Annotated in this window: 17 protein-coding genes and 1 other RNA gene; 9 read left to right on the plus strand and 9 right to left on the minus strand. The window is 29.4% G+C overall.

The window, feature by feature from the left end; translation table 11 throughout:
* Positions 1 to 123: 123 nt before the first annotated feature.
* Positions 124 to 1,155: an undecaprenyldiphospho-muramoylpentapeptide beta-N-acetylglucosaminyltransferase gene (gene murG / locus FPD38_RS06920; RefSeq protein WP_147555990.1), complete on the plus strand. Its 1,032-nt coding sequence runs from the start codon at positions 124 to 126 to the stop codon at positions 1,153 to 1,155.
* On the opposite strand, the gene FPD38_RS06925 is transcribed toward murG, so the two are convergent.
* The 5 genes from FPD38_RS06925 to FPD38_RS06945 are packed head-to-tail and all read right to left on the minus strand — an operon-like array spanning position 1,148 to position 4,393.
* Positions 1,148 to 1,768, minus strand: coding sequence for a YggS family pyridoxal phosphate-dependent enzyme (locus FPD38_RS06925; RefSeq protein ID WP_147555991.1), 621 nt, complete (start codon positions 1,766 to 1,768; stop codon positions 1,148 to 1,150). The two genes, murG and FPD38_RS06925, sit on opposite strands and share 8 nt — an antisense overlap.
* Before the next feature lie 7 nt (positions 1,769 to 1,775).
* On the minus strand, positions 1,776 to 3,023 hold the full coding sequence (locus FPD38_RS06930) for an RNA polymerase factor sigma-54 (protein WP_147555992.1): 1,248 nt from the start codon (positions 3,021 to 3,023) through the stop codon (positions 1,776 to 1,778).
* A complete protein-coding gene (gene lptB, locus FPD38_RS06935) occupies positions 3,023 to 3,748 on the minus strand; it encodes an LPS export ABC transporter ATP-binding protein (protein WP_147555993.1) in 726 nt (241 codons plus the stop codon). The genes FPD38_RS06930 and lptB overlap by 1 nt, the downstream gene beginning before the upstream one ends.
* Positions 3,741 to 4,148: a tRNA (adenosine(37)-N6)-threonylcarbamoyltransferase complex ATPase subunit type 1 TsaE gene (gene tsaE, locus FPD38_RS06940; RefSeq protein WP_147555994.1), complete on the minus strand. Its 408-nt coding sequence runs from the start codon at positions 4,146 to 4,148 to the stop codon at positions 3,741 to 3,743. Before tsaE ends, lptB begins: the two co-directional genes overlap by 8 nt.
* Entirely contained in the window at positions 4,145 to 4,393 is a 249-nt protein-coding gene (locus FPD38_RS06945; RefSeq protein WP_147555995.1) for an RNA-binding S4 domain-containing protein, read from the minus strand. Before FPD38_RS06945 ends, tsaE begins: the two co-directional genes overlap by 4 nt.
* Before the next feature lie 110 nt (positions 4,394 to 4,503).
* On the opposite strand from FPD38_RS06945, the gene FPD38_RS06950 reads away from it, so the two are divergent.
* The 8 genes from FPD38_RS06950 to rnpB all read left to right on the plus strand — a co-directional run bounded on the left by FPD38_RS06950 (position 4,504) and on the right by rnpB (position 10,745).
* On the plus strand, positions 4,504 to 5,724 hold the full coding sequence (locus FPD38_RS06950; RefSeq protein ID WP_147555996.1) for an argininosuccinate synthase: 1,221 nt from the start codon (positions 4,504 to 4,506) through the stop codon (positions 5,722 to 5,724).
* 9 nt (positions 5,725 to 5,733) lie between these two features.
* Positions 5,734 to 6,177 (plus strand): 50S ribosomal protein L9, encoded by a 444-nt coding sequence (gene rplI, locus FPD38_RS06955; protein WP_147555997.1) that lies wholly within the window; start codon positions 5,734 to 5,736, stop codon positions 6,175 to 6,177.
* Positions 6,177 to 6,719 (plus strand): ATP-dependent protease subunit HslV, encoded by a 543-nt coding sequence (gene hslV, locus FPD38_RS06960; RefSeq protein WP_039665517.1) that lies wholly within the window; start codon positions 6,177 to 6,179, stop codon positions 6,717 to 6,719. Before rplI ends, hslV begins: the two co-directional genes overlap by 1 nt.
* Complete coding sequence (gene hslU, locus FPD38_RS06965) at positions 6,716 to 8,035, plus strand: ATP-dependent protease ATPase subunit HslU (RefSeq protein ID WP_147555998.1); 1,320 nt, start codon at positions 6,716 to 6,718, stop codon at positions 8,033 to 8,035. The genes hslV and hslU overlap by 4 nt, the downstream gene beginning before the upstream one ends.
* Positions 8,032 to 8,904 carry a GTPase Era gene (gene era, locus FPD38_RS06970; RefSeq protein ID WP_147555999.1) on the plus strand — a complete coding sequence of 291 codons (873 nt, stop codon included), beginning with the start codon at positions 8,032 to 8,034 and terminating at the stop codon, positions 8,902 to 8,904. The genes hslU and era overlap by 4 nt, the downstream gene beginning before the upstream one ends.
* Positions 8,897 to 9,883: a hypothetical protein gene (locus tag FPD38_RS06975; protein WP_147556000.1), complete on the plus strand. Its 987-nt coding sequence runs from the start codon at positions 8,897 to 8,899 to the stop codon at positions 9,881 to 9,883. The genes era and FPD38_RS06975 overlap by 8 nt, the downstream gene beginning before the upstream one ends.
* Positions 9,867 to 10,391, plus strand: coding sequence for a hypothetical protein (locus tag FPD38_RS06980; protein ID WP_147556001.1), 525 nt, complete (start codon positions 9,867 to 9,869; stop codon positions 10,389 to 10,391). Before FPD38_RS06975 ends, FPD38_RS06980 begins: the two co-directional genes overlap by 17 nt.
* Positions 10,392 to 10,417: 26 nt before the next feature.
* Positions 10,418 to 10,745, plus strand: an RNA gene (rnpB, locus tag FPD38_RS06985) — RNase P RNA component class A.
* On the opposite strand, the gene FPD38_RS06990 is transcribed toward rnpB, so the two are convergent.
* From FPD38_RS06990 to flaG, 4 genes are read right to left on the minus strand one after another with little or no spacing between them, the layout of a single operon-like run.
* A complete protein-coding gene (locus FPD38_RS06990) occupies positions 10,740 to 10,955 on the minus strand; it encodes a hypothetical protein (protein ID WP_147556002.1) in 216 nt (71 codons plus the stop codon). The two genes, rnpB and FPD38_RS06990, sit on opposite strands and share 6 nt — an antisense overlap.
* Positions 10,952 to 11,323, minus strand: coding sequence for a flagellar export chaperone FliS (fliS, locus tag FPD38_RS06995; protein ID WP_147556003.1), 372 nt, complete (start codon positions 11,321 to 11,323; stop codon positions 10,952 to 10,954). Before fliS ends, FPD38_RS06990 begins: the two co-directional genes overlap by 4 nt.
* A 16-nt stretch (positions 11,324 to 11,339) precedes the next feature.
* Positions 11,340 to 13,640: a flagellar filament capping protein FliD gene (fliD, locus tag FPD38_RS07000; RefSeq protein ID WP_147556004.1), complete on the minus strand. Its 2,301-nt coding sequence runs from the start codon at positions 13,638 to 13,640 to the stop codon at positions 11,340 to 11,342.
* Between the two features lie 2 nt (positions 13,641 to 13,642).
* On the minus strand, positions 13,643 to 13,987 hold the full coding sequence (flaG, locus tag FPD38_RS07005) for a flagella length regulator FlaG (RefSeq protein ID WP_147556005.1): 345 nt from the start codon (positions 13,985 to 13,987) through the stop codon (positions 13,643 to 13,645).
* Between the last annotated feature and the right edge of the window lie 23 nt (positions 13,988 to 14,010).

Genomic DNA, 14,010 nt, shown 5'->3' on the forward strand with positions numbered 1-14,010 from the left:
CGTTTAATTGCAGTTGAAATTCTTATTTATATTAAAGAATTTCAAATAAATCAAAAAAGAAATAATTTAAAAATTAGAAGAAAGAATTAAATTTTTAGAAGAAAAAATTTAAAAAGAGGTAAAATGATAGCAATTACAGGTGGAGGCACAGGTGGGCACTTAGCTATAGCAAGATGTTTAATGCAAAGTGCAAAAAAACAAGGCATAGAATGCATTTACATAGGAAGTGAGAATGGTCAAGATAAGCTTTGGTTTGAGCAAGAATTAGCTTTTAAGCAAAGGTATTTTTTAAGTAGCTCAGGCGTGGTTGATAAAAAGGGTTTGTCTAAGATTGGCTCATTTGTGCATATTATAAAATTAGCATCAAATGTAAAAAAAATTCTTAAAGAGCATGAAATAAAAGCTGTTTTTAGCGTGGGCGGTTATAGTAGTGCTCCAGCTTCTTTTGCTGCTTTAATGTCAAATATCCCACTTTTTGTCCATGAGCAAAATTCAAAAATGGGAAGTTTAAATTCTTTATTAAAACCTTTTTCTAAAGCTTTTTTTACTGCTTTTAAAGATCAAATTAAAAGTTCTAATACCTTTTTTTGTCCTTATCCTATTAATGAGCTTTTTATCCAAAAAGCTAGAACTAGAAAGGAATTAAAAACTATAATTTTTCTTGGTGGTTCTCAGGGAGCTAAATTTATTAATGATTTGGCATTAAAATATGCTTTGTATTTTCAAAAAGAACATATCAACATCATCCATCAATGCGGTAAGAATGATTATTTAAGATGTAAAAAAACTTATGAAGATATGAAAATTAAAGTGGATTTGTTTGATTTTGATAAAAATTTGATTGAAAAAATCACAAAGGCTGATTTAGCTGTGTCAAGATCAGGAGCTAGTACTTTATTTGAACTTAGTGCCAATAAGCTTCCTTGTGTGTTTATACCCTACCCTTATGCAGCTAAAAATCATCAATACCACAACGCAATGTATCTAAAAGAGCAAAATTTATGTGAAATTTTTAGTCAAGATTGTGATGAAGATTTTATAGATATTATTAAAAAGCTTTCATTAGAGCAAATTTCTTTAAATCTTGGTAAATTAGAGCAAGAAAATGGAGCTGATTTTATGCTTTATAAGGCTAAAGAATTGGGAATTATTTAAATAAAATACTTCCTAATCTAACCATATTTGAGCCACATTTTATAGCTAATTCAAAATCACCGCTCATACCCATAGAGCAAATTGTCGCTTTGTGTTTTTGTAGTTTTTCATATATAGCATAAGTTTTTTCAAAACTTTCTTGAAGCTTATCTTCTTGCATAGCACCTATGCACATTACTCCTATTAAATTTAAATTAGGACATTCTTCTTTTATTTGTAAGTACTCTTCTATAGCTTTAGTGCTATCTATGCCATTTTTAGAATTTTCATCTGCTGTATTTATTTCAAGCAAGGTATCAAGTTTATAATCAAGTCTTTTATCTACAGCTTTAGCGATTTTGATACCATTGCAAGATTGCCAAAGTATAGGTTTTTGTTTGATTAAAAGATTGATTTTATTACTTTGAAGATTGCCTATAAAATGCCATTTGATTTGCTCTAAATCTTGGAGTTTTTCTTTTTTTAAAGCTAAAGCTTGGACTTGATTTTCGCCAAATTCAATGACATTTTTATAAAATAAATTTCTTATTTGCACATCATCTACATATTTACTAGCCGCTATTAATCTAACATTTTGCTTGATGGTTTTTTCAAAAATTTCTTCTAAATTCATTTATATCCTATATGAGTTCATAAAGTTTTTTTCTCTCACTAGAACTACCTATGCCAAGTTGCATACGATATTTTGTGATAGTTCTTCTTCCAAGCTGAACACTTGGAAATTCTTTTTGGGTTAATTCTAAAATTTTTAAATCACTTAAAGGTTTTTTTGGATTTTCTTTTTTTATTAGATTGCTTAGAAAATCTTTGATTGTAGCATTAGAAGTTTCTCCATCATCTACTGCTGTGGTAAAAAATGATTTTAAAGGTATTAAGCCTCTATCGCAACTTAAATATTTATTAGAAATAGCTCTTGATATAGTTGAAGCATTTCTTTCTAAATCTTGAGCTAAGTCTTTAAGCTGCATAGGTTTGATATCTCCACCCATAAAAAAATCATATTGATATTCTATAATCATAAGTCCAAGCTTGTAAAGTGTAGCTTTTCTCATAGCCAAAGCATCGATTAAATTTTTTGCATCTTTTAAATAAGAGCTTAAAAATTCATGATCTAATCCATCGCTCTCAAAAGCAATTTCAGGGTAATAATCATCATTGATTTTTATTTTAATTTCACCATTTTCTTGATAGATATAAATATCAGGAATGATGGCCATACTTTCTTCAAAATACTCTAAAAATGGTGGTAAAGAAATCTTTTTAATGACAGCAATAGCTTGTTTATAAAGTGGATCTTTAATAAAATCTTTTGCATTTTCTAAATTTAAAATAAGAATTTTGCAAAATTCATATAAATGAGCATCTAAATCAAAATGCTCTAATGCAAATATATAAGCTTCTTGATTATTTTTTGCACCTACTCCTATTGGGTCAAGGTATTTAAATCTTTGTCTTATATTTTCTACTTTTATAGGATCAAATTCAGCTAAAATTTCTTCATCATACTCAAAATATCCTTCATGGTTAAGACATTCTATGATTTTTTCGGCTATGAGTTGAGAAATTTTTGTTGGAAATAAAGGTGGTATTATTTGTTCGCTTAAAAGCTCATAGACATTTTTACTTTCTAAGCTTTTAGAATCAATCATAGCAGCAGTTGTATTTTTACTAAAATATTCTTGGTAATATTTGTTTTGATTATTAGTGATACTTGAATTTTCTTTGATTTCTATAAAAGGATTTTCTTTTGCAAATTCATCTAAACTTTCTTTTAGATCTTCAATATTAGCTTGTAAAATAGGAAGCCAAGATCTTAAAGTTTGTGAAAGTTTGGTTTTTTGGGTTATAGATGTTCTTTGTCTAAGCATTATTCAAGTCTAAACTCACTTCCAAGATAATATTTTTTAACATCTTCATTATTAGCTATCTCATTTGCATTACCACTAGCTAGTAATTTACCGCTTCTAATAACATAAGCTCTATCGCATATTGCTAAGGTTTCTCGTACATTATGATCGGTAATTAAAACACCAATATTCATAGCTTTTAAGTCATTAATCAAACTTTGAATTTCACTTACGGCTATAGGATCAACACCAGCAAATGGCTCATCTAGGAGTAAAAATTTAGGATTACATATTAAAGATCTTGCTATCTCACAACGCCTTCTTTCACCACCACTTAAGCTTAAGCCTTTTCTATGTCTAATCGGTTCTATGCTTAGCAATTCTAGCATTTGTTCTATTTTTTTTTCTAATAAATTTTGATCTTTATAAAGCATTTGTGCAGCTAAGAGTAAATTATCTTCCACGCTTAAATCTTTAAAAATACTACTTTCTTGAGGTAAATACCCTATTCCAAGCTTAGCTCTTTTGTTAAGCGGCTCTTTTGTGATGTCTTTAGAGTCTAAAAAAACCTTGCCATTAGTAGGTAGTATAAGTCCGCATATCATATAAAAACTTGTCGTTTTTCCTGCTCCATTTGGACCGAGTAATCCAACTACTTCCCCGCTTTGTACTTCTAAGGATATATCGTGTATGATTTTTGTTTTTTTGATAATTTTTTCTAAATTCTTTGCTTCAAGCTTACTCATAAATTATATACTTTCTTTTATCTTCATAAGGAATGATTTTTAAAATTATATTAAAAATTTCGTATTTATCTAAATATTTTTTTAATTTTTCATCGCCCCACTCTACTAAATGAATTCCATCTTCAAAAAAATTTTCAATCAAACCATTTTTTAAAAGCCCCTCAAAGCCTTCTTGATAAATATCATAATGATAAAACATACATTTTTTTAAAGGATAACTTTGCATGATAGAAAAAGTAGGAGAATTTATTTCTTTTGAAATGTTTAAAAATTTACCTAAATATTGAGCTAAGGTTGTTTTGCCACTAGCTAAATCTCCTTGTAATAAAATAACTCCATTATTAGGAAGATATTTAAAAAGCTCATTTAGTTCGTTTTTATCTAAAATAAATTCTTTCATTTTATCTTCACAATATATTTTTCTTGCATATTTTTTGGAATGCTTTTAGTATTTGGAATATCTAATACTTTATAAACATCTGTATGTTCTATAAATTTAATACTAATTTCATCGCCAATTTTTACATCTTTACTAGCTTTTGCGACTTGATTGTTAATGCTTACAACGCCACTTTTACACATATCTTCTGAAATAGCACGACGCTTAGTGATATTGACTATATTTAAAAACTTATCTACTCTCATAAAAATATTTTATCAAAATTAGATAAAAAATTGCAAAATACATAAATTTTACATTATATTAAGCTAAATTCGTTAAATTTAAGTTCATTTTTTACAAATAGGAAACACTGATGAAAAAAGACATTAAAAAAGTTGTATTGGCGTATTCTGGCGGACTTGACACTAGTATTATTTTAAAATGGTTACAAGATGAGTATGATTGTGAAGTTGTAACTTTTACAGCAGATATTGGTCAAGGTGAAGAGCTTGAACCTGCTAGAAAAAAAGCATTATCTTTAGGTGTTAAAGAAGAAAATATTTTTATCAAAGATTTAAAAGATGAATTTGTAAAAGATTATGTTTTTCCTATGTTTAGAGCAAATGCAATCTACGAAGGAGAATATCTACTTGGAACAAGTATAGCAAGACCTTTGATAACAAAGGCTTTAGTAGAAATTGCAAATTTAACTAAAGCAGATGCTATAAGTCATGGAGCCACAGGTAAGGGAAACGATCAAGTGCGTTTTGAGTTAGGCGCTTTGGCATTAAATCCAAATTTAAAAATTATTGCTCCTTGGAGAGAATGGGATTTAAATAGTCGTGAAAAATTACTTGCTTATGCTCAAAAACATGGTATAGATATTAGTAAAAAAAGTGGAAAATCTCCTTATTCTATGGATGCAAATTTATTGCACATTTCTTATGAAGGTTTGATTTTAGAAGATCCTGCGGCTAAACCTGAAGATGATATGTGGCGTTGGGTGAGTGATTTAAAAAACACTCCAAATGAAAGTGAAACGATAGAGCTTGAATTTAACAAAGGAGATTTAAGTGCTATTAATGGTGAAAAGTCATCTCCTGCGCAGCTTTTAGCTAAGCTAAACGAACTTGGAGCAAAACACGGCATAGGTCGTCTTGATATAGTAGAAAATCGTTATGTGGGTATGAAAAGTAGAGGTTGTTATGAAACACCTGGTGGAAGCATACTCTTAAAAGCTCATCGTGCTATTGAAAGTATCACCCTTGATAGAGAGGCTGCACATTTAAAAGATGAATTAATGCCAAAATATGCAAGTTTAATTTACAATGGATATTGGTTCTCGCCTGAAAGATTAATGCTTCAAGCATTAATAGATGAGTCTCAAAAATATGTAAATGGTAAAGTAAAACTAGAGCTGTTTAAAGGTAATATTATGGTTATAGGTAGAGAAAGTGCAAATGATAGCTTATTTAGCGAAGCATATTGCACTTTTGAAGAAGATGAAGTGTATAATCAAAAAGATGCAGCAGGTTTTATAAGATTAAATGCTTTAAGATTTATTATTGCAGGAAAAAATGGTAGAAAATTTTAAGGAAGAAAAATGAAAGTATTATTAATTAAAGATGTAAAAAGTTTAGGAAAAGCTGGAGAAATAAAAGAAGTAAAAGATGGTTATGGGCAAAATTTTTTAATTGCAAAGGGTTTTGCTAAGGCAGCTACAAATGAAGTTTTAAGACAATTTGAAGCAGAACAAAAGAAAAAAGCAGAAAATTTAAGACTTGAACTTGCTAATTTGGAAAAATTAAAAGAAGAATTAGACAAAATAACCATCAGTATTAATAAAGCTGTAGGAGCTAATGGACATTTATTTGGCGGGGTAACAAAAGATGAGATCACACACGCTTTAAAAGAGCAAAAAAATATTGATATTGATAAAAAAAGTTTAGAATGCGATACCATAAAAGAGCTTGGAGTGCATGAAATTTCTATAAAATTAGGTCATGCGATCCATGCTAAATTTAAGTTGGAAGTTAAAGGGGAATAATGTTTCACGCAACTACTATTTTGGCTTATAAGGGCAAAAATAAATCAGTTATTGGCGGTGATGGTCAAGTAAGCTTTGGAAATACCGTGCTTAAAAATAATGCAGTAAAAATTAGAAAATTAAACAATGGAAAAGTTTTAGCAGGTTTTGCTGGAAGCACTGCAGATGCTTTTAATCTTTTTGATATGTTTGAAAAACTCCTTTCAAGCTCTAAAGGCGATTTATTAAAAGCTGCTATAGATTTTTCAAAAGAATGGCGTAAGGATAAGTATTTAAGAAAATTAGAGGCAATGATGCTTGTGCTTGATAGAAACCATATTTTCTTACTTTCTGGAACTGGAGATGTGGTTGAGCCTGAAGATGGAGCTATAGCTGCTATTGGAAGCGGAGGCAATTACGCACTTTCTGCTGCTAGAGCTTTAGCTAAACATTCTGATTTAGATGAAGAAAATTTAGTAAAAGAAAGCTTGCAAATAGCTGGTGAAATTTGCATTTATACAAATACAAATATTAAAACTTATGTGATTGAGGATGATAAATGAATTTAACTCCAAAAGAAATTGTAAATTTTTTAGATGATTATGTAATCGGTCAAAAAAATGCTAAAAAAATCATTGCTATAGCTTTGAGAAATCGTTATAGAAGAATGCAGCTTAGTCCTGAGCTTCAAGATGATATCATGCCTAAAAATATCTTAATGATAGGTTCAACCGGTGTAGGAAAAACAGAAATTGCAAGACGCCTTGCTAAGATGATGGGGCTTCCTTTTGTTAAAGTTGAGGCAAGTAAATATACTGAAGTTGGTTTTGTAGGCCGTGATGTTGAAAGTATGGTTAGAGATTTAGCTAATGCAGCTATAAATTTAGTAAAGCAAGAAGAAAAAGAAAAAAACCAAGACAAAATTGAAGAATATATAGAAAATAAAATATTAGAAAAACTCTTACCACCTTTGCCAAAAGGTATTAGTGAAGAAAAAGAACAAGAATATAAAAATTCTTTAGAAAAAATGCGTTCTAAACTCCAAGCAGGAGATTTGGACGATAGTGTAATCGAAGTAGAAATTTCACAAAATGTATTTGATACAAATCCAAATTTACCACCTGAAATGGGTGCTATGCAAGATATAGTGAAGGTGATTGGGGTTGGTAGTAAAAAAGTTAAAAAAGAAATGAAAGTTAAAGATGCAAAAAATGCTCTAGCCCAAGAAGCAAGTGAAAAAATTCTTGATATGGAAAGCATAAAAAGTGAAGCTTTAAGAAGAGCTCAAAATGAAGGTATTATTTTTATAGATGAGATTGATAAAGTAGCTGTTTCAAGTTCTAATTCTAATCGTCAAGATCCTAGTAAAGAAGGGGTGCAAAGGGATTTACTTCCTATTGTAGAAGGTAGTACCATACAAACGAAATTTGGCCCTTTAAAAACCGATCATATTTTATTTATCGCAGCGGGTGCTTTTCATCTAAGCAAACCAAGTGATTTAATCCCTGAACTTCAAGGGCGTTTTCCATTAAGAGTAGAGCTTGATAGTCTTGATGAAGATGCTTTATATGCTATTTTAACAAGACCTAAAAATTCTTTACTCACTCAATATATTGAACTTTTAAAAACTGAAAAAGTTGAACTTGTATTCGAAGATGATGCGATTAGAGAGATTGCAAAAATTGCAAGCAAGGCAAATGAAGAAATGCAAGATATAGGAGCTAGACGCTTACATACTGTGGTTGAAAAGCTTTTAGAAGACATTAGCTTTGAGGCTGATGAATATGCTGGAAAAGTTTATAAAATAGATGATTTTAAAGTTCAAGTAAAACTTGGAGATATTATAGAAAATAAAGACCTTGCTAGGTATATTTTGTGAAAAGTGGCTTTATAAGCATTGTGGGTAGAACTAATGCGGGAAAAAGTTCTATCCTAAATTCTTTATTAGAAGAAAAAATTGCTATGGTTTCTCATAAGCAAAATGCAACAAGAAGAAAAATCAATGCTATCATAATGCACAATGACGATCAATTAATATTTATCGATACTCCTGGTTTGCACGCAAGCTCTAAAAGTATGAATCAGCTTATGATAGATCTAGCGATTAAAAGTATCGCAGATTGTGATGTAATATTATTTGTTGCTAGTGTTTATGATGATATTATTGATTATGAAAATTTTTTAAAATTAAACCCAAAAGTTCCTCATATTGTTTTAATCAATAAAGTAGATTTAGTAGATAAAGAAACTTTACTTAAAAAACTAAGTCAATATAATCAATTTAGTTCTAATTTTAGTGCTATCATCCCCTATTCTGCTAAGGTTAAATTTTATAAAAAAATTTTACTTGATGAGATTGTTAAATATTTACCCGAACATCCTTATTATTACGATAGTGAATTTATAACTACTACAAATGAAAAAGATATTTATAGAGATTTTATACTTGAGTCTATTTATGAAAATTTAAGCGATGAAATTCCATATACTACTGAAGTTAAAATCGATAAGGTTAAAGAACTAAATTCTATTTGCTATATCAATGCAACTATCATTAGTTCTAGTAATTCTCATAAAGCTATGATACTAGGTAAAGATGGTGCGACAATTAAACGCATAGGTAAAGATGCGCGTAAAAAGATAGAAAAACTAGCTCAAAGAAAAATCATGCTGAAATTATTTGTTCATCTTGAAAAAAATTGGCATAAAAATGAGCAAATTCTCAAAAAAATTCTATACGATGAGTAGTCAAAAAACTTTCTTGCCCTATGAAAAGCTTTTGTATATAAAATTTCACACCATACTTAAAGAAGATGAAATTTTATTAAAAAGTTTTGAAGAATTAGGCATTAAAGATGATTTTTCACACAAAATCATTTATTTTTATGAAGATCAAGCTACTCATATATTTTTAGCTAAATATGAAGATATCCCAAAAGATTATGCTTTTGTTGTCCCAGAGCCATTGCTTTTTATAGCTTATTTGCAAAAATACAAACTTCATGGTAAGACTTTATTTTTAGTTTATAAAAAAAAATACGCAGTTTTAATTGAGTATTTGGAGAATAAATTACAATCTTGTCACACCTTGCCTTTGTCAAAAATAGACCATATGCAAAATACAAAAGAAATTTATACCAATGTCATAAAAATTGATGGAGTAAAATTTTCTAATTTTCAAGATGAAAATCTTTATAAAAATTTATTAAATATAGATGTAGATTTTAAACTTAATTTTTCATCTTATAAAAAATTTAATCTTAGCGAGTGCTTGAGCTTTAAATTTTTGCTTGCTTTTGTGCTTGGAGTTTTGATTGCCTTGATTGTTTTGGGATTTTTGATAATTAAAAACCATAATATCCAGCAAGATATTTTAAATTTAAAATCTTCATTAAAAGATCAAGATAGTGCTTTTAAACTCTTAAAAGAAAAACAACAACAAAACGATAAACTTTCGCAAGAATATGTTAAAACCACAAAAAGAATTGAAAATTTAAATCAATTTTATTCTAATGTGATGTGCTATAAATCATTTTATGAATTTATTAAAATTTTAAATTCAAACCAAGCAAATATAGAGTCTTTAAAAATCCATAATAAAAAATTTATTATAGAAATTTCACAAGACTTTGATTTTTACGATGAGTATAAAAATCAAGGATTTATTTTAAAAAATAAAGAAGTCTATAATGGTAAAATCAATTTATATTTTGAAAAAAATATATGAAAATTTAGAAAATTTATTTGCTAGATTATCAAGTAGAGAATTTAAGTTATTATTGATTCTAAGCTTTGTTTTTGGATTTTTTCTAATATACATAGTGTTTTTTGAAAAAATTCAAGATAAAAATTTACAATTGCAACATCATTTGCAAGATTTACAAATAAAATACAATGATAATGAAGTTTTATTAAATGAAAACCAAGAAACAAAATGTGATTTTAGTTTGCAAGAAAAACTTACTTATTTTTCACAAGATTATCAAAATAAAATAAAACAAATCGAGCAAAATCTTCATAAAATCAAAGTAAAAAATTTAAAATTTCAAACTTTTCATCAAAAAGATGATTTTTTTACTTTTTATGAAATAAGGCTTGAATTTATTAGCGATTTTGCTTCTACGATAAAATTTATTAATGGGCTTGAAAATGATGTGAAAATTAAAAATTTAGAGCTTAAAAAAGAAAAAGAAAATATAAAAGTTTCTATAAATTTAATTTTTGCACTAGTGTAAATAGTTTTTTTTTGATAAAATTCGCTCAAACATGGCAAGCGATCGCTTCAAAAAATGAAGAGGAAAGTCCGAGCTGCTATAAGACAAAGATTCCATCTAACGGATGGCTAGGGCAACCTAAGGGAAAGTGCAACAGAAAGAAAACTACCATATGTTTATATGGAAAAGGTGAAACGGCAGGGTAAGAGCCTACCAGTAGCTTTGGTAACAAAGCTAGCTATGTAAACCCAATCTGCAGCAAGAAGGGGTGGTTTTAGTCTTATGATTTAACCCTTCGCTTGACTTTGTTTGCAAAAACAAAGCTAGATAAATGATCGCTCTTGACAGAACTCGGCTTATAGCCATGTTTTATTTTGTATAAGCAGATGCTTTTTTTAATTTTTGTAAATTTAACGCCACAACATCTTGTTTTTTCTTTACAAGAGCTAAAGCTTCATTGGTCAAAGCTAAAGCTTCGTTGGGACAACCTGTAAAATCAGGCTTATCTAAAAGTTTATTGATTTTTTCTATATCTTCAGTATAAACTGCTAATTTAAATTCATCTATCCATTTTTTTTCACTCATTTTTGATGCACTTCTCTCCAAGCTTCAAGCAAACCTTTTACCACATTGATAACTTCATCTACTCTTACTTGATTATTTTCTATATTTGCCAAAGAAAGTAGCTGTAGCTGTCTAGTATATAAACCACTTAGATAATGAGCTACTTCGCCACCTTTATCATAATCAAGACAATTAATCAGCTCGATAAAAATGGCACTAGTTCTTTTTACATAATATACTCTTTCTTCTATATTTTCATTTTGTATAGCTAGTTTAATTCTACTCGCAAAGCGTAAAATCCCACCATATAGCATTTCTATAAGTTTTTCTTGAGACTCTACGCCAGTTTGATTTTGCGAATATGCATTATAAGCTGCACTATTTATCATTTTTACTTATCCTTAGTTATGAATTTTGATCACCGCTAGCTTGTTTAATCATATTTGCAATTACACTTGCTTGATTATTAAGCTTTGCAATGATGTTATCATACGCTGCCCATCGCGACCACATAGTATCGTATTTACTTTCAATAAATTCTTTTGTGGTTTTTGTTGTTTCTTCAAGATTTTTTGCTTCTTTGGTTAAAGATGCTTTGTATCCTCCAAAAGATCCATCAGTACTCATCATTTCTTTCATGGTATTTTTCAATACACCAAAAGTCCCTGTTTCTTCTTTGTATTTTGAATACATAGTTTGAGGATGCAAGCCAAATTTTTTAAGAAATTCTTTATCTCCGCCTATTTCTAAATCACTTCCTGTGGTTCCTTTGATTTTAAATTCTATTTTTTGACCCTCTTTACCTTCGTTTATGATTTGAAAACTAGCTTCTAATCCTTCTAAACCAAAACTATTGATATGATTGACTAAATTTTGAGCCATTTCCGCATCATCTTTACCAGTTAAAGTAAAAGGATCGCCATTTTTGGTTTTAGATAAATCTATGGTTTGATCGTTGTAAGTAATAGTAAATTTACCATCTTCAAATTTTATTCCATCTGGATTGTTTTTTTGTAAATCACTAACTTTATCACCTACTAAATTAATATCTTCAAAGCCATTATGACCTACAAAAAATCTTTCAGCTAAATCCGGATCTTCATTAAATTTAGCTTCAAATTTAGATGAATCAAAGCTTAAAAGTCCATCAGTTAGTGTCAAACCATAATCAGCCAAAGATAAACTTACTTTAGAAGACATTTGAATACCTTCAGAAGTATCACTATCTCCCACTGTGATGGTTCCATCTACCGTGATGGTTTTGAGTAAAATTTCATTAACTTGAGTTTTGATATTATATATTTCACTAACTCCTACGAAATTTCCTTTTACTCCTGCTTCTGCATCGTATTTAGTAGCGGCTGTGATATTTGTCATTAAATCATTATAAGCTTTAACTAAATTATCTAATGATTCTGATATAGCAGCAGTATCTTGTGTAACATTAAAGCTAATCTCACCTTTTTGCTTTAACTCTAAAGTAATACCTGGACCTATATCTGTAATGGTGTTAGTTGGTCTAGTCATTTTCACACCATCTACACTAAATATTGCATCCATACCTTTTTGTATGTGATTTTCATTTTTAGCATCTACATTATAACCTTGTGGAGTGCTTTCATCTAAAGTAATGCCAAATTTATCTTGAAGTAATTTTGTAGCATTAGGATCTCTTCGGTAATTAGTATAATCTATATTACCATCTGCATCGGTAGCATAGCCACCATCAAATATGCTTAATTCTCCACCATTAGTAGCTTTAAAAGTTCCTTGTTGAGGATCAAATTCTACTTTGCCGTTGGTTTGTTTTTTGATATCGTCTGCTAGGCTTTTATATGTAGTTTCATTATCTATATCTATGGTATATCTATCGTAAGTATCTCCATTTTTCACTACAAAAGTTAATGAAGTTTTCTCGCCTTTTGCCAAAAGTTTATCATCTTGGTTTTTACCATTAAGTGATCCGGTTATTACACTTTTATCTTTATCACTTTCGCTACTTGGTCTAAAGCCAAATAAACCTCCAGCGCTAATACTATTTTTATCAAGCTCCCAACCCATACCTTTTAAAAGATCATCATCTCCTGAAAAAGAGATATTATTTTGCGTGCCTGTTTCAGAGCTTTGTATGACTAAACGATAAGGATTTTTTTTATCTCCAGTATCTACTACCTTGGCTTCTATCTTACCATTGGTAGCTCCGTTAATTTTTTCTGCAAGATCAGTTAAAGTGGTACCTTTGTCTATCTCTATTTTATAAGATTTACCATCTTGGGTGATAGTAAAAGAAGCTTTGTCTTTATCCGTTATACCTAAACTTTGCATTACAGAAGCAGTTTTATCTTTAAAACCATTACTTTGATACACATCTTTTTGAGCAAGTTGCTCAACAACGACTTTCATATTTTTCAAATCCGATAAAGAATCAACCTTCAAATCCGCTGCAGCGCTATCACCACTTACACTAGGAGAAACTTTTTTCTTATTGAATTGTGAAGCATCGCCAAGACCATTTACAGCAGTTTGAAAAGCTAGAAGTTTTGCTTCTAATTCTGCTAAGTCTTTTTGTCTTGTAGAATTTGTTTCGATTTGTGAATTATAAAGTTTTAATTGAGCATTTAATTCTGCTTCTTTAAGCTTGTTTAATGTTTCACTTGTTAAAACACCTGAGCCTATACCTAAACTACCTAAGCTACCTACAGCCATTTTTAGCTCTCCTTATCAAATATAGTTCCTATCACGCCTTTGAAGTGTTCTATGAGTTTCATCACTTCTTCGCTAGGAATTTTGCGTATTAATCTTCCACTATCACGCTCTGTAACATCAACATACATAGAATTGATTTTATCATTATAACCAAATCGTATATTGGTTTCTAAAGTTCCCATTTGCTTATTAAGCTTTTCTATAGCATCTTTTAATTTTTCATTTAAATTCTCATCTTGATTATTTAAATTTACTTGCTCTTTGTTTTCATTAGATACTTTTTCTACATTTTTAGTATTGCTACTAAAATGTGCTAGATTATCTCTTTGAATACCACTAATGTCCATTTAAACTCCTTTTTAAAAGACTT

The organism is Campylobacter volucris (assembly GCF_008011665.1).
Taxonomy (GTDB): domain Bacteria; phylum Campylobacterota; class Campylobacteria; order Campylobacterales; family Campylobacteraceae; genus Campylobacter_D; species Campylobacter_D volucris_A.

What these genes read in the sequence shown, in the direction of transcription:
- murG (WP_147555990.1), top strand. Translation starts at nt 124, where the DNA reads ATGATAGCAATTACAGGTGGAGGCACAGGTGGGCACTTAGCTATAGCA.
- FPD38_RS06925 (WP_147555991.1), bottom strand. Translation starts at nt 1,768, where the DNA reads ATGAATTTAGAAGAAATTTTTGAAAAAACCATCAAGCAAAATGTTAGA.
- FPD38_RS06930 (WP_147555992.1), bottom strand. Translation starts at nt 3,023, where the DNA reads ATGCTTAGACAAAGAACATCTATAACCCAAAAAACCAAACTTTCACAA.
- lptB (WP_147555993.1), bottom strand. Translation starts at nt 3,748, where the DNA reads ATGAGTAAGCTTGAAGCAAAGAATTTAGAAAAAATTATCAAAAAAACA.
- tsaE (WP_147555994.1), bottom strand. Translation starts at nt 4,148, where the DNA reads ATGAAAGAATTTATTTTAGATAAAAACGAACTAAATGAGCTTTTTAAA.
- FPD38_RS06945 (WP_147555995.1), bottom strand. Translation starts at nt 4,393, where the DNA reads ATGAGAGTAGATAAGTTTTTAAATATAGTCAATATCACTAAGCGTCGT.
- FPD38_RS06950 (WP_147555996.1), top strand. Translation starts at nt 4,504, where the DNA reads ATGAAAAAAGACATTAAAAAAGTTGTATTGGCGTATTCTGGCGGACTT.
- rplI (WP_147555997.1), top strand. Translation starts at nt 5,734, where the DNA reads ATGAAAGTATTATTAATTAAAGATGTAAAAAGTTTAGGAAAAGCTGGA.
- hslV (WP_039665517.1), top strand. Translation starts at nt 6,177, where the DNA reads ATGTTTCACGCAACTACTATTTTGGCTTATAAGGGCAAAAATAAATCA.
- hslU (WP_147555998.1), top strand. Translation starts at nt 6,716, where the DNA reads ATGAATTTAACTCCAAAAGAAATTGTAAATTTTTTAGATGATTATGTA.
- FPD38_RS06975 (WP_147556000.1), top strand. Translation starts at nt 8,897, where the DNA reads ATGAGTAGTCAAAAAACTTTCTTGCCCTATGAAAAGCTTTTGTATATA.
- FPD38_RS06990 (WP_147556002.1), bottom strand. Translation starts at nt 10,955, where the DNA reads ATGAGTGAAAAAAAATGGATAGATGAATTTAAATTAGCAGTTTATACT.
- fliS (WP_147556003.1), bottom strand. Translation starts at nt 11,323, where the DNA reads ATGATAAATAGTGCAGCTTATAATGCATATTCGCAAAATCAAACTGGC.
- fliD (WP_147556004.1), bottom strand. Translation starts at nt 13,640, where the DNA reads ATGGCTGTAGGTAGCTTAGGTAGTTTAGGTATAGGCTCAGGTGTTTTA.
- flaG (WP_147556005.1), bottom strand. Translation starts at nt 13,987, where the DNA reads ATGGACATTAGTGGTATTCAAAGAGATAATCTAGCACATTTTAGTAGC.